Annotated in this window: 17 protein-coding genes; 8 read left to right on the top strand and 9 right to left on the bottom strand. The window is 66.7% G+C overall.

Annotated elements, in window-relative coordinates:
- Nucleotides 1-209 precede the first annotated feature (209 nt).
- Both ACFSGJ_RS00280 and ACFSGJ_RS00285 read right to left on the bottom strand, forming a co-directional pair.
- Nucleotides 210-1202: an LLM class oxidoreductase gene (locus ACFSGJ_RS00280; protein ID WP_390258441.1), complete on the bottom strand. Its 993-nt coding sequence runs from the start codon at nucleotides 1200-1202 to the stop codon at nucleotides 210-212.
- A gap of 65 nt (nucleotides 1203-1267) precedes the next feature.
- Nucleotides 1268-2269: a zinc-dependent alcohol dehydrogenase family protein gene (locus ACFSGJ_RS00285; protein ID WP_390258443.1), complete on the bottom strand. Its 1002-nt coding sequence runs from the start codon at nucleotides 2267-2269 to the stop codon at nucleotides 1268-1270.
- Nucleotides 2270-2410: 141 nt separating this feature from the next.
- Here ACFSGJ_RS00285 and ACFSGJ_RS00290 point away from each other — a divergent pair, with 141 nt between their 5' ends.
- Nucleotides 2411-3337: a LysR family transcriptional regulator gene (locus tag ACFSGJ_RS00290; protein WP_390258445.1), complete on the top strand. Its 927-nt coding sequence runs from the start codon at nucleotides 2411-2413 to the stop codon at nucleotides 3335-3337.
- A gap of 98 nt (nucleotides 3338-3435) precedes the next feature.
- Here the strand turns inward: ACFSGJ_RS00290 and ACFSGJ_RS00295 are convergent, their stop codons facing one another.
- The 3 genes from ACFSGJ_RS00295 to ACFSGJ_RS00305 form a co-directional block, all read right to left on the bottom strand.
- Nucleotides 3436-3723 (bottom strand): DUF1330 domain-containing protein, encoded by a 288-nt coding sequence (locus tag ACFSGJ_RS00295; protein WP_390258447.1) that lies wholly within the window; start codon nucleotides 3721-3723, stop codon nucleotides 3436-3438.
- 51 nt (nucleotides 3724-3774) lie between these two features.
- Entirely contained in the window at nucleotides 3775-4788 is a 1014-nt protein-coding gene (locus ACFSGJ_RS00300) for a zinc-binding alcohol dehydrogenase family protein (RefSeq protein WP_390258448.1), read from the bottom strand.
- A gap of 302 nt (nucleotides 4789-5090) precedes the next feature.
- The gene (locus ACFSGJ_RS00305) at nucleotides 5091-6422 is read right to left on the bottom strand and encodes a formimidoylglutamate deiminase (RefSeq protein WP_390258450.1); all 1332 of its coding nucleotides are present in this window, start codon (nucleotides 6420-6422) and stop codon (nucleotides 5091-5093) included.
- A gap of 197 nt (nucleotides 6423-6619) precedes the next feature.
- On the opposite strand from ACFSGJ_RS00305, the gene hutI reads away from it, so the two are divergent.
- The 4 genes from hutI to hutU are packed head-to-tail and all read left to right on the top strand — an operon-like array spanning nucleotide 6620 to nucleotide 11835.
- Nucleotides 6620-7795: an imidazolonepropionase gene (hutI, locus tag ACFSGJ_RS00310; RefSeq protein ID WP_390258452.1), complete on the top strand. Its 1176-nt coding sequence runs from the start codon at nucleotides 6620-6622 to the stop codon at nucleotides 7793-7795.
- Nucleotides 7795-9324: a histidine ammonia-lyase gene (gene hutH, locus ACFSGJ_RS00315; protein WP_390258454.1), complete on the top strand. Its 1530-nt coding sequence runs from the start codon at nucleotides 7795-7797 to the stop codon at nucleotides 9322-9324. The genes hutI and hutH overlap by 1 nt, the downstream gene beginning before the upstream one ends.
- Complete coding sequence (hutG, locus tag ACFSGJ_RS00320) at nucleotides 9312-10142, top strand: N-formylglutamate deformylase (RefSeq protein WP_390258456.1); 831 nt, start codon at nucleotides 9312-9314, stop codon at nucleotides 10140-10142. Before hutH ends, hutG begins: the two co-directional genes overlap by 13 nt.
- A gap of 10 nt (nucleotides 10143-10152) precedes the next feature.
- Nucleotides 10153-11835, top strand: a complete 1683-nt coding sequence (gene hutU, locus ACFSGJ_RS00325; protein WP_390258458.1) for a urocanate hydratase — start codon at nucleotides 10153-10155, stop codon at nucleotides 11833-11835.
- Nucleotides 11836-11932: 97 nt separating this feature from the next.
- Here the strand turns inward: hutU and ACFSGJ_RS00330 are convergent, their stop codons facing one another.
- Complete coding sequence (locus tag ACFSGJ_RS00330; RefSeq protein WP_390258460.1) at nucleotides 11933-12682, bottom strand: TetR/AcrR family transcriptional regulator; 750 nt, start codon at nucleotides 12680-12682, stop codon at nucleotides 11933-11935.
- Here ACFSGJ_RS00330 and ACFSGJ_RS00335 point away from each other — a divergent pair.
- Nucleotides 12666-12845 (top strand): hypothetical protein, encoded by a 180-nt coding sequence (locus ACFSGJ_RS00335; protein WP_390258462.1) that lies wholly within the window; start codon nucleotides 12666-12668, stop codon nucleotides 12843-12845. The two genes, ACFSGJ_RS00330 and ACFSGJ_RS00335, sit on opposite strands and share 17 nt — an antisense overlap.
- 112 nt (nucleotides 12846-12957) lie before the next feature.
- Nucleotides 12958-13719 carry a UTRA domain-containing protein gene (locus tag ACFSGJ_RS00340; protein WP_390258463.1) on the top strand — a complete coding sequence of 254 codons (762 nt, stop codon included), beginning with the start codon at nucleotides 12958-12960 and terminating at the stop codon, nucleotides 13717-13719.
- A gap of 117 nt (nucleotides 13720-13836) precedes the next feature.
- Here ACFSGJ_RS00340 and ACFSGJ_RS00345 read toward each other — a convergent pair whose 3' ends face one another.
- A complete protein-coding gene (locus tag ACFSGJ_RS00345; RefSeq protein ID WP_390258464.1) occupies nucleotides 13837-14490 on the bottom strand; it encodes a GntR family transcriptional regulator in 654 nt (217 codons plus the stop codon).
- 316 nt (nucleotides 14491-14806) lie between these two features.
- On the opposite strand from ACFSGJ_RS00345, the gene ACFSGJ_RS00350 reads away from it, so the two are divergent.
- Nucleotides 14807-16084: a M20 family metallo-hydrolase gene (locus tag ACFSGJ_RS00350; protein WP_390258466.1), complete on the top strand. Its 1278-nt coding sequence runs from the start codon at nucleotides 14807-14809 to the stop codon at nucleotides 16082-16084.
- Between the two features lie 11 nt (nucleotides 16085-16095).
- Here the strand turns inward: ACFSGJ_RS00350 and ACFSGJ_RS00355 are convergent, their stop codons facing one another.
- A complete protein-coding gene (locus tag ACFSGJ_RS00355; protein WP_390258468.1) occupies nucleotides 16096-17487 on the bottom strand; it encodes an FAD-binding oxidoreductase in 1392 nt (463 codons plus the stop codon).
- A 4-nt stretch (nucleotides 17488-17491) separates the two neighbouring features.
- Entirely contained in the window at nucleotides 17492-19075 is a 1584-nt protein-coding gene (locus tag ACFSGJ_RS00360; RefSeq protein WP_390258470.1) for an acetolactate synthase large subunit, read from the bottom strand.
- Between the last annotated feature and the right edge of the window lie 26 nt (nucleotides 19076-19101).

Genomic DNA, 19101 nt, shown 5'->3' on the forward strand with positions numbered 1-19101 from the left:
CGTGCCGTCCGGACCGGATCAGACGTCACCGCACGCCCGGTTGGGCCCGGTGCCGGGAAAGCCGGTGAGCGGGCGGGCCACGCCGATCACGATCCTCTCCCGGGATCTGATGCGCCGTGACCCGATCATTCACAGACCTGAGGCCGAGATCCCGGTCGCCGACATCGCCACGGTCAGGGCATGGCGATGTCGGCGGGGCTGCACCCGGTTTATTGCGTGCCGCCGATGCTGAAATGCGGAAGAACGTCGCGCCCGACCTCGTCAAGGACATCGGCCACCGGCCTCTGGCTGAACTTGAGGTTCAGGGCGACATGGTTGATGCCCTGGGCACGCAATTCGTCAAGCAGATCGGCCAACCGCCGGCGGCCGAGCCGATATCCGAGGTGAATGGGGCGGGGCGCCGCATCCGGGTCCTCGGTCAGATCGAGGTACAGAGACTGCGCAAGCGGCTTGAACCCGGCATCGACACGATCAAGCGTTTCGCGCCACTGCGCCGCGACCAGTGCCTGTTTGCGCAGGTCGCGCGGATAGGTGATCCAGCCGTCGCTACGCTGTGCGATCCAGTCCAGCGCCTGCTGGCTCCGGCCGGTGACCAGGACGGGCAGGCGGGACGCGAGAGGCTTGGGCACCAGATCGCCGCCGCCCGTGAGCTGGCCGTAATGCGCCGAAGCGTGGACCGGAAACCGTTCCGTGAGCAGTGCCTCGACATAATCGAACGCGTCGCGGAAGAGCTCGCCGCGCTGGCCCGCCTCGCGTCCGTAGGCGGGATACTCGACCGGCCGGTCGCCCGACGCGACACCGAACACGAAACGCCCGCCGGACAGATGGTCGAGCGATGCTGCTGCCTTGGCGGTGTCAATCGGGTGGTGGAGCGGCAGGATGACCGCGCCCGTGGCGAGCGCGATGGTATTCGTGCGCGCCGCAATCGTCGCGAGCCAGACGAAGGGATCATAGATCTGTCCCAGATCGCCGAAATTCGGATCGTTCAACGGCACGTCACGCGCCCATAGCGCGGCGAAGCCAAGACGCTCCGCCTGCTGAGCGAGCTCTACCTGATGGAGCATCGACGGCGCGGGCCCGGAGAAGGACTCGATCGGGAAATAGACGCCGACCGTCAACTTTTCGGGTGCGAACATCGAGGCGTAACCGGGACCGAACGGAGTCGGACGGACATTTCCGGTCTGCGAGGGGGCGGCGATCATATTTCTCTCCTTTGTTTTTGAGGCGAACGGCCGTGGTGGCGACCCGTCCGTTCGCGCGCGGTGTGTCAGGGCCGCGGCAAGGCCACCGCCTCGCCGGACACGTCGATCGCGACCTTGCCGCGAAGTCCGTGTGCGGAGCCGTTCTCGAGCAGGTCATGCGCTTCGGCCATGCGGTCGAGCGGCAGCGTGGCGCCGATCACAGGCTTGACCTGGCCGCGTTCGACAAGGTTCGTCAGTGCGTCGAGCTTGCCGCGGTTCTGCCGGGTGAACACGAAATGATAGGCGGCATTCTTGCCCCAGGCCTCGATCAGGTTCTGCGGCTGCGCGATGTCGACGATGCTGACCACCCGTCCGGCATCCGCCAGGACGAGCGGGCTTTTGGCCAGCGTGTCGCCGCCGATGGTATCAAGGACGACATTCACCCCCTGGCCCTGCGTCAGATCTGCCACGGCCGAGACATAGTCGTTGGCGGTGTAGTCGATCACCTCATCCGCGCCGAGCGAACGGACGAACGGGTCGTTGACCGACCGCGCCGTGGTGATCACCCGTGCGCCCGTCGCCTTTGCGACCTGGATCGCGATCGTGCCGACGCCGCCCGCGCCTCCGTGGATGAGGACCGTCTCGCCGATACTCAGCTGCGCCCGCTGGACGAACGCCTCCCACACCGTGCCGCCAACGAGCGTCAGGCTCGCCGCTTCCAGATGCGAAATGTTCCGGGGCTTGCGGCCCACGAGATCGACGTCGGCGACGTGCTGCTCGGCATAGGAGCCGGCATCGCCGAAGATCTGCGGTGTGTAATAGACTTCGTCGCCGACCGCGAATTCATGAACGTCCGAGCCCAGCTCCTCGATAACGCCCGAGACGTCGTGGCCGGTGATCGCAGGCAGCGGCACATAATCGGCATAGTCGCCGCGGCGGATCTGGTAGTCGAGCGGATTGAGAGCGGTCGCGTGCACCCGCACCCGCACTTGGCGCGCGCCGACCTGCGGCACCGGCACGTCGCGCAGCTCGAATGAATCGGGGCCACCAAAGCGGGTGAGGACGGCGGCTTTCATGGTCCTGGTCATGACCTTATCCTTTATGAGAGGGGCATCGCTGGCTTGATGAGCCTTGGCCCGTTGCGGTGATGCCTATCTGATTTGTCGCAATTGCCTTCGGTAGACGGGTTGTTTTAGGATCATTTTCAACGAATTCTTGAAGGTGGTGCCATGGACCTCGGCGACTTGAACCTTTTTCTCCGCATTGCCCGCCTCGGAAGCATCAGCGCCGCGGCCCGCGATCTGGGCCTTACGCCGGCGGGGGCGAGCGCGAGACTGGCGGCGTTCGAGCGAAAGCTCGGCGCCAGGCTTCTTCACCGGACGACACGGCAGGCGACCTTGACAGAGGACGGCATTGCGTTCCTGCCCCATGCAGAACATGTCATACTCGCAGCAGAGGCCGCGCGGGCGGCTTTGGGGCGGGAACAGGCCACGCCGCGCGGAACGCTGCGGGTTGCGGCTCCGGCCTCGTTCGCGCGCATGCATATCGTGCCGGGTCTTGCCGCGTTCTGCCGGCGATATCCCGAACTTTCCCTGGACCTGCGTATCTCGGACAGCATTGTGGATCTCGTGGAAGGCGCATTCGATGTGGCGGTGCGGTATGCCGAGCTCCGTGACACGTCCTTCGTTGCGCGGCGGCTTGCGCCGGACAGGCGGGTGCTGGTCGCGTCACCCGAGTATATCGAGCGGCGCGGGCGGCCGAGGACGCCGGACGACCTTGCGGAACATACCTGCCTCGTCGTCGGTACGCTCGATCTCTGGACGTTCCGGGGCAAGGACGGCGCGCAGATCGAGAGGCGCATCACCCCAGGCCTGCGGATCAATGATGGCAGCGCGGTACGGGATGCAGCCTGTTCGGGGCTCGGCGTCGCCCTGATGGCGACGTGGTGCGCCGCGGACGAGCTCCGGTCCGGCGCCCTCGTCCCCGCCCTTCCGGAATACCCGCTCGTCTCGACACAGACGCTCTGGGCGCTTTATCCCAGTTCGCGCGAACTGGCACCGAAGGTGAGGGTCTTCATCGACTGGCTCGTCGAGCGCTTTGGCGGGCAGCCCTATTGGGATCGAGGTCTGGAGAGCATGCTGGAAAACAGCCCATGACGGGTGCCCGCAAGGTCTGACCGGCTGAACCGGACCATCGGCCCGCGCCGCTGGTCTGATCGTCGCCTCCGGCGCCCGGTCCGTATGACGGAAGGGCGTCACAGTCCCGCCACGATAAAGCCGCGATAGCGCGCGCCCTGGAAACGATGCTGTGCGGTCGCCTGGTATGCGGGGCTGCGATACCAGGCCCGCGCCGCGTCCATATCCGGAAACTGGAGGATGACCGCACCTTCGATCTCGTCGCCCTCCAGCGTTTCGAGGTCGCCGTAATCGGCGAGGGGGGTCATCTCGTGCCCCTCGAAGCTCGCATCCACCTTGTTGGAATATTCCTGGAACTCGACAGGATCGAGTGTCTCATCCCGCATGAAAACGACATATGCCGGCATGGTGATTAATCCTTCTGTTCAAAATGTCTGGCGGATCGTTCGCCCGCCGGTTCAGAAGCCTTCGAGGACGATCTTGCCGCGCGCCTTGCCGCTTTCCAGCAGCGCATGAACATGCCTGAGGTTGGCGGCATTGATCGGCGACAGACGGTCGGTCAGCGTGGTGCGCAGCTTGCCCGCATCGACCATTGCGCTTGCCTCGTTCAGGATCCGGCCCTGTTCGGCCATGTCGGGCGTGCCGTAGATCGACCGGGTGAACATCAGCTCATGGTGGATCGACACGGCCTTGCGCTTGAACGCCATGACGTCAAAGCCCGCCGGATCGTCGATCAGGCAAAAGCGGCCCTGTGGCGCGATCAGTTCGACGATGTCGGGGATATGGTCGCCCGTGTGGGTCGTCGAGAACACGAATGCCGGCGCCCCGATGCCGAGCGCCTCGATCTGGGGGACGAGGGGTTTCGAATGATCGAGGACGTGATGTGCGCCGAGCGTCTTTACCCAATCCTGCGTTTCGGAGCGCGAGGCCGTCGCGATCACGGTCAGATCGGTGCGCTGGCGGGCGATCTGGACGGCGACCGAGCCGACGCCACCAGCACCGCCGATAATGAGGACAGCGGCTGCCGCGCCCGGAACCGTCTTGTTCACGTCCAGACGATCGAAAAAGGCTTCCCATGCGGTCAGCGTCGTCAATGGCAGCGCGGCGGCCTCGGCCCAGTCCAGCGAGGCGGGCTTGGCGCCGACGATCCGTTCATCGACCAGGTGCAGTTCCGCATTGGTGCCCTGACGGGTGATCGAGCCGGCGTAGAATACATGGTCGCCGGGCTGGAACAGTGTCACCTCCGGCCCGACGGCCCGCACGATGCCGGCGGCATCGTACCCAAGCACCTTCCACGTGCCGTCCTGTGGTGCCGTGCTGCGACGGACCTTGAAATCGACCGGGTTCACGGAAATCGCCTTTACCTCGATCAGAAGGTCGCGGCCTGTCGGCGAGGGCTCCGGAAGGTCGATATCCACCAGCGATGACGCGCCGTCGATCGGTCCGGGAACTTTGTATCCGACGGCCTTCATGTCTGTCTCCAACCTGGTTGTGTCATGCGGGCGCAGCACCGGAATGTGCTGCGCATTGCGGCTGATGGCGCCCGCCACGCCATGAGCCACTGCAATAAAGATCGGCGTAACGCGGGCGGGGTGCCTGATTTGATGTCGAGATTAGCCTGCTACGGCAGCGGACGCGCCGCAGGGCCTGCCGCAATGGTGCAGATATTGCGCTTTCTGCGGGGTCGTGAGCGACGCGCAGGCCGGCATCGGCGCGCGGTCTCCTGCCTCTTTCTGTGGCATCGGCATTCACGGGCGTCTGCCGCCGGGCTGCGTCAGATCAGCTGGCGCAGGACCCTTGCCGCGGCGGCCTCGATCCGGTCGCGGTCGCGGTGACGGCCGTTCTCGACCACGATGGCACCCGCCGCCCGAACCTCGGTCACATGGATGCCATGGCCGAAGATCCAGCGGTCGATCAGGCTTTCGGGGTGGTCGAGCGCGAGCGGATCAGCCAGCGCCACGAGGTCTGCGGGTGCGCCCGGGGTCAGTTCCGGCGGGTGCGCGCCAAGGGCCTTCGCGCCCCCGCCGAGCGCTGCAGTAAAGAGGGCGAGCCCCGTCGCGCCCGCCCGGGTGCATATGTTGCGCCCGCGATGGGTCAGGCGCTGGGAATATTCGAGCATCCGCAGCTCCTGCGCGACGGAAATCGCCACGTTGCTGTCGGTGCCGATGCCAAAGGCTCCGCCGGCTGCCAGGAAGGCCGGGGCGGCAAAGACGCCATCGCCCAGATTGGCCTCTGTCACCGGGCAGAGGCCGGCCACCGCCCCGGTCCCGGCGATGCCCGCGATTTCGGCGTCGCTGAGATGGGTCGCGTGGATCAGGCACCAGTCCGGCCCGACAGGCGCCTGATCGAGCAGCCATTCGACGGGGCGCGCGCCGCTATGCGCCAGACACTCCTCAACCTCGCGGGCCTGTTCGGCGACGTGAATGTGAAACGGCCGGTCAGGCCAGCGCGCTGCAAGATGCCGGATTTCCCCGGGCGTCGCCGCGCGCAGCGAATGTGGCGCAAGGCCGAGCCGGTCCTGCGGCCGCGCGATCCGCGTTGCGCAGGCTTCCATCAGCCGGTCGAACGCATCCGGGTCGTGCAGGAAACGGCGCTGGCCCGGATCGGCCGGCGCGCCGCCAAAACCGCCATGGGCGTAGAAGACCGGCAGATGGGTCAGCGCGATTCCCGTTGCTTCGGCGGCGGCGAAGATGCGCAGCGACAGTTCCGCCGGATCGGCATAGGGCCGTCCGTCCGGATCGTGGTGAAGATAGTGGAATTCCCCCACGCGGGTGAACCCGGCCTCCAGCATCTCGGCAAAGGCGAGGGCGGCAATGGCCTCGACCCCCTCGGGGCCGAGCTGCAGGGCAAAGCGGTACATGATCTCGCGCCAGGTCCAGAAACTGTCCTGTCCGGGGCCACGGCGTTCCGCGAGCCCGGAAAAGCCGCGCTGAAAGGCGTGGCTGTGCAGGTTGGGCATGCCGGGGATGACGGCCTCAAGCCGGTGATCGCCCGGGGCAGGGGGCACATCCGGTGTCACCGCCTTAATCTGCCCGCCGGCAAGGTCGAGCCGGACATCGCGGGCCCAGCCCCCGGGCAGAAGCGCTGCCGCCGCGTGAATGCGCATGGTCGAATCCCCCGTCCGGCGATGGTTCCCGGGGCGAGGATGGGCGAGACAGGACGATATGTATATACTTGATTTTCGGATGGCGCGGGTGCAGCCTTGGTCGTGCCGGACCGCTTGCCCGCGGCGGCCCGGGTCCCGGGCAGGCAGGGGGCGGCCTGACGGCGGGGCCGGCGATGGCGCAGGAAAGGACTGGGGCGATGACACGGACACTCTGGACCCGGGCGCGCATCGAAGGGGCGGCAGGTGACGCCGATGAACTTCTGGCCGAGGGCGGGCGTATCCTTGCGGTGGGCCGGGACCTGCCGCGGCAGGGCGCGCGGATCGTGGACTGTGACGGACGGCTGATGACGGCGGCGCCGGTCGATTGTCACACGCATCTGGTCTTCGGTGGCGACCGCGCCGGGGAATTCGAGCAGCGCCTGGACGGTGCGACCTATGAAGAGATCGCGCAGGCAGGCGGCGGCATCCGCGCGTCGGTGCGGGCGGTGCGGTCGATGACGGTCGAGGAACTTGTGGCGGAAAGCCTGCCGCGCCTGGACCATCTGCTGTCCGAGGGCGTTTCGACCGTGGAGGTCAAGTCGGGCTATGGCCTGTCGGTCGAAGCAGAGATGAACATGCTGCGGGCCGCACGGGCGCTTGCCACGCGGCGAAAGGTCCGCATCCGCACCAGTTGGCTTGCCGCCCATGCCTTGCCGCCCGAATATGCCGGACGGGCCACGGACTACATCCGGGAGGTGGCGATCGCCGGGCTGGACGCGGCCCATGCCGAGGGGCTGGTCGATGCGGTCGACGGGTTTTGCGAGCGGATCGCCTTTTCGACCGAGGAACTCGCGCCGCTTTTCGACCGGGCCCGGGCGTTGGGGCTGCCGGTCAGGCTGCATGCCGAGCAGTTGTCGCATTCGGGCGGCACGGCCTTTGCGGCGCGCCACGGCGCCCTGTCGGCCGACCATCTGGAACACGCGACCGAGGCCGACGCGGCCCTGTTGGCCGCGGCCGGGAGTGTCGCGGTTCTGCTGCCCGGCGCCTTTTACATGCTGCGGGAAACCGTGCGGCCCCCGGTTGCGGCCTTCAGGGCGGCCGGGGTCCCGATGGCGCTGGCGACCGACTGCAATCCCGGCACATCGCCCATGACCTCGATCCTGATGACGATGAACATGGGGGCCACGCTGTTCCGGATGACCGTGCCGGAATGTCTGGCCGGGGTTACCGCCCATGCCGCCCGCGCATTGGGGCTGGCCACCGAGACCGGCCGCATTGCCCCCGGCCTTTCGGCCGATCTAGCGCTTTGGGATGTGGAACGGCCCGCGCAACTGGTGGCCCGTATCGGGTTCAACCCGCTTCATGCCCGCATCTTTCAGGGAGAAACCGCCTGATGACCGCCACCCTTGTTCCCGGCTCTGTTCCGCTGTCGCAGTTGCGCCGGATCTACTGGCAGGGCGAGACGCCCGCGCTCGACCCTTCGGCCGCAGAGGGGATCGCACGGTCCGCCGGCCGCATCGCCGGGGTCGCGGCCGGAGAGGCGGCGGTTTACGGGGTGAACACGGGCTTTGGCAAACTCGCCTCGATCCGGATCCCTGCGGGCGATGTCGCGACGTTGCAACGTAACCTGGTCCTGTCGCATTGCTGCGGGGTGGGCGCGCCGCTTGATCCAGAGGTGGTGCGGTTGGTGATGACGCTCAAGCTTTTGTCGCTCGGGCGGGGCGCGTCGGGGGTGCGGCCCGAACTTGTGGCGTTGCTGGGGGCGATGCTGGCGCGGGGCGTGCTGCCGGTGATCCCGGAAAAGGGCTCGGTGGGGGCGTCGGGCGATCTGGCGCCGCTTGCGCATATGGCGGCGGTGATGATCGGCGAGGGCGAGGCGATGCTGGACGGCGAGCGCCTGGCCGGGGCGGCGGCGCTGGCGCGCGCGGGCCTTTCGCCGCTGACGCTGGCCGCGAAAGAGGGGCTGGCGCTTATCAACGGAACACAGGTCTCGACCGCGCTGGCGCTGGCGGGGCTGTTCCGCGCTGAACGGGCGCTGCGCGCGTCGATCGTCACCGGGGCCTTGTCGACCGATGCCGCGATGGGATCGACCGCACCGTTCCTTGACGAAATCCACAGCCTGCGGGGCCATGCCGGTCAGATCGAGGTGGCCCGCGCCCTGCGCGCCCTGCTGGAGCAGAGCCAGATCCGCGAAAGCCATGTCAGCGGTGACGAACGGGTGCAGGACCCCTATTGCATCCGCTGTCATCCACAGGTGGCGGGGGCGGCGCTCGATATCCTGCGGCAGGCGGCGGCGACGCTGCGGATCGAGGCAAATGCCGCGACCGACAACCCGCTTGTCCTGTCGGATGGCGCGGTCGTGTCGGGGGGAAATTTCCATGCCGAGCCGGTGGCCTTTGCCGCCGATATCATCGCGCTTGCCGTGGCCGAGATCGGCGCCATCGCGCAGCGCCGCGTTGCGCTTCTGGTCGATCCGGCCCTGTCCTACGGATTGCCGGGCTTTCTGACGCCGCGCCCGGGGCTCAATTCCGGCATGATGATCGCCGAGGTCACGACCGCCGCCCTGATGAGCGAGAACAAGCAGATGGCCCATCCCGCCTCGGTGGACAGCACGCCGACCTCGGCCAATCAGGAGGATCACGTGTCCATGGCCTGCCACGGCGCGCGCCGCTTGCTGCCGATGACGCAGAACCTGTGGTGGATCATCGGGGTCGAGGCGATGATCGCGGCGCAGGGCATCCATCTGCGCGCCCCGCTTCGATCTTCGCCCCGGCTGGAAATGGCGATCGCCGCGATCCGCCGCGCCATCCCGGTGCTGGAGGCCGACCGTTTCATGGGCACTGACATGGAGGCCGCCGGCGGGCTGGTGGCCCGTGCCGCGCTGGAACCCGCAGGCGAGGAGCTGCTGCCATGGCTGGAATGATCGGGCCGGATGATCTGCCGCCGGTGCGGGTCGCAGAGGGCAGCGGCCCGGTCATCCTGAGCTTTCCGCATGTGGGCACCCGGCTGCCCGGCGCGGTGGCGGCGCGGCTGAATCCGGAGGGCCTGATCCTGCGCGACACCGACTGGCATCTGGAACAGCTCTATGACGGTCTTTTGCCGGGGGTGACGACGGTGACCGCGACCTGGTCGCGCTATGCGATCGATCTCAACCGCGATCCGTCGGGGCAGAGCCTTTATCCCGGCCAGACCACGACCGGGCTGATCCCGCTGACGACGTTTGACAATGTGCCCATCTGGCAGACGGGGTGCGAGCCCGGTCCCGCCGAGATCGCCACGGCGCTGGAACAGATCCACCGTCCCTATCATGCGGCACTGGCGGCCGAGATCGCGCGGGTACGCGCGGTCCATGGCGTGGCGATCCTTTACGACTGCCATTCGATCCGGTCGGAGATCCCGTGGCTCTTTGACGGCGTTCTGCCCGATTTCAACATCGGCACAAATGGCGGCGAAAGCTGCGCCCCAGGGATCGAGGCGGACATCGCCCGCATCTGCGCCGCCGCCCCGGGCTATCGCAGCGTGGTCAATGGCCGGTTTCGCGGGGGTTGGACCACCCGCCACTATGGCCGCCCGGAACAAGGCATCCACGCAGTGCAGATGGAACTGGCGCAGGCCAGCCATCTGCAGGCCGAGACGCCGCCCTTTGCGCTCTGCCCTGAAAAAGCCGCCCGCCTGCGCGAAACGCTGGGCGGGATCCTGACCATGCTGGCCGCGCTTGCGCCGCGCCTTGCCCGTTCCTGAAAGGCCCCTCATGACCGACCCGCGCCACAATATCCGTGACATCTTTGCGCCGACCGGCCCCGAGATTTCCGCGAAGACCTGGCAGACCGAGGCCGCGCTGCGGATGCTGATGAACAACCTGCATCCCGATGTGGCGGAAAACCCGCATGAACTGGTGGTCTATGGCGGCATCGGCCGTGCGGCACGCAGCTGGAGCGATTTCGACCGCATCTGCGACGCGCTGCGCGATCTGGAACCCGACGAGACCCTGCTGGTACAATCGGGCAAGCCCGTGTCCATCATCCGCACCCATGCCGACGCCCCGCGCGTGCTGATCGCCAATTCCAATCTGGTACCGCATTGGGCCACCTGGGACCATTTCAACGAACTGGATCGAAAGGGGTTGATGATGTACGGCCAGATGACCGCCGGGTCCTGGATCTATATCGGCACCCAGGGCATCGTGCAGGGCACCTATGAAACCTTCGCCGAAGCGGGCCGCCAGCACTACGGCGGCGATCTGACGGGGAAATGGGTCCTGACCGGCGGGCTGGGGGGCATGGGCGGCGCGCAGCCGCTGGCCGCAGTGATGGCGGGGGCCTGCTGCCTTGCGGTGGAGGTCGACGAAACCCGGATCGATTTTCGCCTGCGCACCCGCTATGTCGACGCCAAGGCGCGCAGTCTCGATGAGGCGCTGGCGCTGATCGAGGACTGGACCGCCCGCGGAGAGGCGAAATCGGTGGGCCTTCTGGGCAATGCCGCCGAGGTGTTCCCCGAACTGCTGGCGCGGATGCGTGGGGGCGGCCCCCGTCCCGATATCGTCACCGACCAGACCAGCGCCCATGACCCGCTGCATGGCTATTGTCCAGCCGGATGGACGGTTGCCGAATGGCGCGCAAAGCAGGAAACCGATCCGGCCGGGGTAGAGGCCGCCGCCCGCGCCAGCATGCGTGACCATGTGGCCGCGATGGTGGGTTTCTGGGATGCGGGGGTGCCGACGCTCGACTATGGCAACAACATACGGCAGGTCGCCAGGGACGAGGGGCTGATCAATGCCTTTGCCTTTCCCGGCTTTGTACCGGCCTATATCCGGCCGCTTTTCTGCAAGGGGATCGGCCCGTTCCGCTGGGTAGCGCTGTCAGGCGATCCCGAAGATATCGCCAAGACCGATGCCGCGATGAAGGCCCTTTTTCCGGACAACCAGCACCTGCACCGCTGGCTGGACATGGCGGCGGATCGGATCGCCTTTCAGGGCCTGCCCGCCCGCATCTGCTGGATCGGCCTTGGCGAGCGGCATCGCGCGGGGCTGATGTTCAACGACATGGTCGCGCGGGGAGAGTTGAAGGCGCCCATCGTGATCGGGCGCGACCATCTGGATGCGGGCTCGGTCGCCTCGCCGAACCGGGAAACGGAAGGGATGCGCGACGGGTCGGACGCGGTGTCGGACTGGCCGCTGCTCAACGCGATGACGAATGTCGCAAGCGGCGCGACCTGGGTCAGTCTGCATCACGGCGGCGGGGTGGGGATGGGGTTTTCGCAGCATGCGGGCGTGGTGATCGTGGCCGATGGCACGCCCGAAGCGGCCCGGCGGCTGGAGCGGGTGTTGTGGAACGACCCGGCCTCGGGGGTGATGCGTCATGCCGATGCGGGCTATGAGATCGCGTTGGAATGCGCGCGGGACCATGGGCTGCGCCTGCCGGGGATCCTCGGATAGGCGCCGGATCATTCCCGGCACGTCCTGATCCGGATGTGGCACCCTTGCGGGCACCGTCCGGCGATATCCTGCCGGCAGCATTCACCGGTGGCCAAAGCTAGGCATCGTCTGTTCCGGAAACGGCACCTTCGATCAATGAGGCTAACGCATTAACTGCTTCTGTCTCGCTGCAGGTGCCGCGTACCAGCGCCGCCGAGAGGGATTCACCCGCCCCGACGAGACCGATGCAGCGACGATGCAGCTCTGCGGGATCGAGGCCGCTATGGGGCTTGAGCACCGCGGCAAACATCTCGACACTCTGGCCAAGCAGCTCCTGATACACCGCGGCCTTTTCCTCGCTGCCGGCCAATGCGGCTCCTACTGCGTGAAACGCGTCTGTCGTATTGGCGGCACATTGTATATACGCCTCCGCGAGGGATATCGCCGTCTTGCCGACGCTTCGTTCCTGCGCTGCCATGGCATCCCGAAAGGCCGTGACCCGCTTTGTGTCGATGGCCCGGTAAAGCTCGATGAGCAGACCGGCGGGCGTGCCGAAGTGGTCATAGGCGACCGGCTTCGATACGCCGGCGCGGGCGGCCAGACGCCCGAGCGTGAGCCGGTCGGCGCCTTCGTCGCGAACGATCATCAACGCGGTCTCCAGCAACTGTTCCCGGCGTTCCGCCTTGGAGAGCCTGCGTGATGGTCGTTCCCCCGGCGCGTCGCTCCTGATTCCGCTCATCGCTCCAACTCTACTTGCGCTACGCTTGGTTTGCCCGGGCCCGGTTTGTCTGGTTGCGATTGGTCGATTATATTCCGACCCGCGGAGTGTAAGCAATGTCACCGGAATCCACATGATCGGCGATCGCATTCGCGCCAGAGACGGTTCAGCACGCCGCAGATGCCCCCGGCCAGCAGTTGATCCGGGCGAGGCGTTCTTTCGCTTCGAACGATTGACAAGCTGGCAGGATCGGGTCGCGACCTATGTCGGCCAGCTTTACCGCCCTTCTCATCGGCTGACGGCGCGCTATTGATCGCCGCCGCCCCGCGCGCTAAGGCCGGGCCCCGGTGCGGCCGCCAAAAGACACCGTCTTTCCGGCGCCACGCCATCGGGGGCATCGCCGCCACCCTCAGGGAGGAAGCGCAATGACGGAGCGGGACAGGGCTGCGGAGAGCGTGTCGGGGGCTGGGCCGCGCCTGACCCATCATGATCGCATTCTGACCGATATCCGCGACCGGATCACGGGCCACGACTGGCCGCCCGGCTATCAACTTCCGTTCGAGACCCGGTTGGCCGAGACCTATGGCGTCTCGCGGATGACGATGAACAAGGTTCTTGCGCAGCTGACCCGGGAAGGGTTTCTGGTGCGGCGCAGAAAACTCGGCACCTTTGTCGCGCAGCCCGTCGCGCAGGCCGCCGTGCTGGAGATCGCCGATATCGCGGCCGAGGTGGCGGCGCTTGGGCTCGACTGGCGCTTCGATCTGACGGATCGCACGCTCCGCCCGCCGCTGCCGGACGAGGCCCGTGCCACGCGGGCCGATCCGCCGCCCGCCTCGGTTCTTGCGCTGCGCGGTGTGCATCATGCCGGGGGGATGCCCTTTTGCCATGAGGCGCGCATCATAAACCCGCAAACCGCCCCGGCGGCGCTTGATGTGGATTTCCGTCACGTGGCGCCGGGGGCCTGGCTCTTGCGGGAAATCCCCTGGACCTCGGCGCAGCACCGCATCCGCGCCGTCCCCGCGACCGGCAGCATCGCGCGCGCGCTGGAGCTCGATGGCGGAACCGCCTGCCTGGAGGTGACGCGGCGCACCGAGATGGCGGGGCAGTGGGTGACGCTGGTCACCCAGACCTATCCTGGCGACCGGCATGAACTGGTCGCCGAATTCTCGCCCCGGACAGAAGGCTGACCTCGGCGGCATCTTGCGGGCGCCTGGCATGCGCCGGCTAGGTGTTCATGACCCTCCCGCGACGCGACAGGAATAGGGGGTCGGGAATTGAGCCATGGGAACGCCGCCTTAGCACCTTCATCGCCGGTGCAGGCGGTTGATGATACTTGAGCGCACCGCGGCGATATGGGCGGTCATCTCCTCGGCGGCCTTCTCGCCTTCGCCGCGTGCGACGGCGTCAAGTATGGCCAGATGCTCGTCACAGGTGCTTTCCAGCCGCTCCGGGACGGAGCGGAGATCGAACATCAGGGTTCGCCGCCGCAGCGAGACGATAATCGCGGTAAGCTGCGGGTTGCCAGTTGCCTCGCACAGAAGACCATGCAGCGAGTCGTCGATTTCGCGCACGAGGTGGCGCTCGTCGCTGGACACGTGGCCCTTGGCGCGCAGGGTCTCGACCTTTGCCCGGAGATCGGCCAGCCGATCCGCCGGAACCCGGCCCGCCGCGTGGCGCGCCACACTCGGTTCGAGCAGAAGCCGGATCTGCAGCGCATCAAGATAATCCTCGATCTGGATCTGCTTGACCTGCAGCCGCCTTGAATCCAGCCGAAGCAATATGCCTTCGCCTTCCAGCATCAGGAGCGCGTCGCGCACCGGCGTGCGCGATACGTTCATGACATCGGCCAGGCGGCGCTCGTTGAGCAGTTCGCCGGGTTTGAGGGTGCCGTTCATGATGAATTCGAGGATCTGTTCGTAGGCCTGCAGAGCCAGGCGCTTATCGGGAAGGGTAAGCATCCGATCTCCTGTATGACGATAGGCAGGCGTGGGAACATCCCCGGCACAATTAAGACGGCCCATGGCGAACGTGTTTGCGCCCCACCGGCAGAAGTCACTATGACGATTTTCGAAAACCGCCGCAATCCGGGCAAGGGGTCCGGGCGTTGCATCATCTGCGTCGCACGGAGATTCGCAGCGGACCGGTCTTTGAACGCTGACTGGTATCTTGACTGTGTGCCCGTGGCATACCAGTGTTGAACCAACGCCATCCTGTTCTTGCCAGCCTTAGTGCGGCTGACTGGCGCGGCGGCAACAGCACGGGATCGAGCCCAAGATGACGAAGCAGCGCGAAGCTTACGACAGAGATCCTGACGCAACGGATCTGGTGATCCGCCCCGATCGGCTCTGGCAGCGCCACATGGACTTCGCGCGGTTCGGGGGCACCGAGGATGGCGGGGTCTGTCGTCTGGCGCTTACGGAACCTGATCTGGCCGCCCACCGGCATCTTGCCGATATCGCACTTGGCCTCGGGCTGCGGGTGCAGCTCGACCCGGTCGGCAACATGTATCTTCGGCTGGAGGGGCGGGAACCTGACCTGGCGCCGGTGATGGTCGGTTCTCACTGCGACAGCCAGCCGACAGGCGGCCGGTTCGACGGCATCTATGGCGTTCTCGCCGGGCTCGAGGCGATCGAGACGATGGTCGAAGGCGGGTTCGTGCCCCGTCGTCCGGTCGAGTGCGTGATCTGGAACAACGAGGAAGGGTCGCGTTTCGCGCCCGGCTGCCTCGGCTCGTCGGTCTTCGCGGGTTTGACTCCGCTTGAGACGGCGCTGGCTGTGGCGGACGAGGAGGGATGCCTGCTTGGCGAGGCCGTCCAGGACCTTTTCGCGGCCATACCCGAGGCGGAGCGGCGGGCGCTTGGAACGCCGGTGGCAGCGTTCCTCGAGGCGCATATCGAGCAGGGACCGGTCCTTGAGGCGGAGGGGCGGCGCATCGGCGTGGTTACAGGTGTGCAGGGCTATCGGAGGACCGAGGTTACCATGGTGGGCCGGGCGGATCATTCCGGCACAACACCACGTTCTCGCCGGCAGGATGCGTTTCTCGCTGCCATGAACCTCTGCTGCCGGATGGAACAGGCCTTGCACGACGATGAGGACCTGCTGCGCTTTACGGTAGGCCGGTTTGCCGTTCATCCCAATGCCTGGTCGGTCGTTCCCGGCAAGGTGGTCTTTGGCATCGACATCCGCCACCCGGATACGGCGACGCTTGAACACAGCGACGCCGTGATCGCCGGATTGATCCGTGACCGGGCCGACGGTTGCGCCGTGACGTCTCGCACGATTGCATCGAGCGATCCGGTCACCTTTCCGCCGCTGGTCCCGGACCTGATCGAGGTGGCGGCGGCGCAGCGAGGATATTCAGCCCGCCGCATCTTTTCCGGCGCGGGGCATGATGCGCGCAACATGTCTTTTCATTGTCCGAGCGGCATGATCTTCGTTCCCTGTCGGGGGGGGATCAGCCACAACTCCATGGAATATGCGGAGCCGGAGGACCTGGCGGCAGGTGCGCAGGTGCTTGCCGATGTGGTTTGGCAACTGGCAGAGGCCCGCTGACGCCCCCCCTGTCACAGGATGCGGCCGGCGCCGAGGATTCCCCTGGGATCGAAAAATTTCTTCAGGTCGCCCATGAAAGCACGTTCACCATCGTTCCGGCTGTAGGCGAGGGCATCGCGACGCCGCGTACCGATGCCATGTTCCGCCGAGATGCTGCCGCCGAGCGCCGCCACCGTGTGATAGACAGGGTCGGTGAGGGCCGGATCGATTGGCGTGTCCCCCGGCGGAAAGATCGCGAGATGCAGATTTCCGTCGCCGAGATGACCGTAGATTGCCATTCGTCCCCCGGGCTGATGCGCGTCGATGCTGGCTTGCCAGCGCCTGATCGCTTCATCCATCGCGGGGCGAGGGACGCTCACGTCGTAATGAAGCCCCTTCGGTTGCAGCCGCCCGAACTCTGCATTCGCTTCCCGCCATTCCCACAGTCGCCCGCGGTCAGACAGTGACTGCGCCACCACGGCGTCGCTCAGGAGCCCGTCCTCCATCGCCTGCGCCAGCAGTTCCAGAAGCGCATCTCCGGGCCGCTCGTTCCCGGCCTCGCCGATTTCGATCAGAAGCGCGAGCGGGGGCAGGTCGGTGAAGGGGGGCGGGCCGCTCAGCGCCGGACGGGTGATGTCCAGATAGTCGCGCCACATCCCCTCAAAGGTGAGCAGGCCACCGGGAAAGCCCTGCTCCAGTCGCCGCTGGAGGGTGAAGGCCGCATCCGTCGATCCGCAGGCGCAAAGGACGGTCTGCACGGCGGATGGTCTGGGCTGCAGGGCCAGAACCACGCGTGTGATCGCGGCAAGCGTCCCCTCGCTGCCGATCAGGATCTCTTTCCAGTCGTAGCCGGTGTTGTTCTTGGTCAGCCGGTTGAGCCCGGACAGCACCCGGCCATCAGGCAGCACGGCCTCCATCCCGAGCACCTGCCGCCGGGTCATGCCATAGCGGAGCACCTGTACCCCGCCCGCATTGGTGGCGACGGTACCGCCGATGGTGCAGCTGCCGCGCGAGCCGAGATCGACGGGATAGTGCAGGCCCGCTGCCGCCGCAGCTTCCTGCACCGATTGGAGTGTGGCACCTGCCTGCACCGTCATGCTTCGCCCGATCACGTCGACATCTTCGACGGCGTTCATGCGTTCGAGCGACAGCGCAACCTCGCCGTCGAGCGGATGTGCGCCGCCCGCAAGCCCGGTCAGCCCGCCCTGCACGACAACATGCACTGCCCGGTCATGGCAGAGCGCCATGACCGCGGCGACCTCGGCGGTGGTGCCGGGACGCACCAGCGCCAGCGGCGTCTCGGGCGGAAGCTGTGCCGCGTCCTGAAGATGACGGGCAGGGAAATCGGCGCCGGACCGGATGTGAGCGGCGCCGACAATGCGCGTCAGCTCCTGAAGGAGTGCCGTCGCTGCCGCATCTGTCATGACCTCAGGCCTCGCACGGGACCTCAATCAGCATCGGTCCCTTCCGCGCCAGGCCCTCCCGCATCAGCGTGATGAGCTGGTCAAGGGTTTGGGCACGCGCGCCAGGGACGCCATAGCCCTTGGCGAGCGACACCCAGTCGATCACGGGGCGGTCCAGTTCCAGCATGTCACGGGCGGTACGCCCCGGATTGATTGCCCCGACATTGGCCAGTTCGACGTCGAGACTGGCATAGGCGTTATTGGCAAACACCACCGTGAGAATGTCGAGTTGCTCCCGCGCTTGCGTCCAGAGCGCCTGCGCGGTGTAGAGCCCGCTGCCGTCGGCCTGAAAGTTGACCACCTTCCGATCCGGGCAAGCCACGGCGGCACCAGCGGCAAGCGGCATGCCGATTCCGATGGAGCCACCCGTCAAGGCCAGCCAGTCATGCGCCGGAGCGCCTGCGGTGGCGGCATAGAGCGCGCGGCTGCAACTTATGCCTTCATCAACGATGATGGCGTTTTCCGGCAGCAGCGCAGCGACGGTCTGGGCGATGGTTTCAGGTGTGATGCCACCCTCATGCGGCAGTCCGGTTATCACCCGGTCCTGCACGACCGGCTCCGTGTCGGCGGCGTCGACCATCACGGCCAGGCGTTCCAGCGCGTCGGCGAGGTCGTCATCAACGCCCGCCAGCCGATGGACAGTGCATGTTGGCGGCAGGGTCAGGCTGGGTTTTCCCGGATAGGCGAAGAAGGCGACCGGAGGCTCGTCCACGCCGACGAGGATCGCGTTGCGATAGGGTGACAGCTGCTCCAACGCTGCATCGACCGCATAGAAGATCCGTTTAATTGGCGTGCGGCCGGCCCCGCGTTCCACCCGCGCGTTGGAGGTGGGTGCCAGCATGGCCGCGCCGGTCCGGGCCGCGATCCTGCTGGTAAGGCCGATCGTCCTCGCCCGGAGGCCCTTTCCCGCAAGGATGATGACCGTGTCGTCATTCTGTCGCAGGATGTTGGCGGCAATTTCCACCGCCTCTTCCGGAACCCGCGGCTTGGGCGGTATGGCAACCGGCGCGGCAGGGCCGTTTGACGGGTTCCAGGCTGTATCGGCCGGCAGGATCAGCGTCGCAATGCGACCTGCACCCGTGAGGGACTCCGCCACCGCCTGCGCGCCGTCGGCGGCGATCCTTTGTGCATCGGGAGAGGTCCGGACCCAATGCGACATCGGCCGAGCGACGCCTTCGACATCGGAACTGAGCGGCGCGTCATAGCCCGCGTGATGGGTTGCATGGTCACCGACGACATTGACCATGGGGGTCCGCGCCTTCTTGGCGTTGTGCAGATTGGCGAGGGCATTGCCGAGGCCCGGCCCAAGATGCAGCAGGGTCGCGGCGGGACGATCCGTCATCCGGCCATAGCCGTCGGCAGCGCCGGAAACCACCCCCTCGAACAGGCCGAGGATGCAGCGCACCCCCGGAACACGGTCGAGTGCCGCCACGAAATGCATTTCCGACGTGCCGGGGTTGGCAAAGCAGGTGTCCACCCCTGACGCCACCAGCGTCCGCACGAGGCTTTCGGCGCCGTTCATCTGGCCGGCGCCCTGGGTGTCAGGCATGTGCTTCCCTCTCTCCTGCTGGTTCA

Origin of the sequence: Halodurantibacterium flavum (assembly GCF_042681825.1) — a bacterium.
In the GTDB taxonomy this organism is placed as follows: domain Bacteria; phylum Pseudomonadota; class Alphaproteobacteria; order Rhodobacterales; family Rhodobacteraceae; genus Halodurantibacterium; species Halodurantibacterium flavum.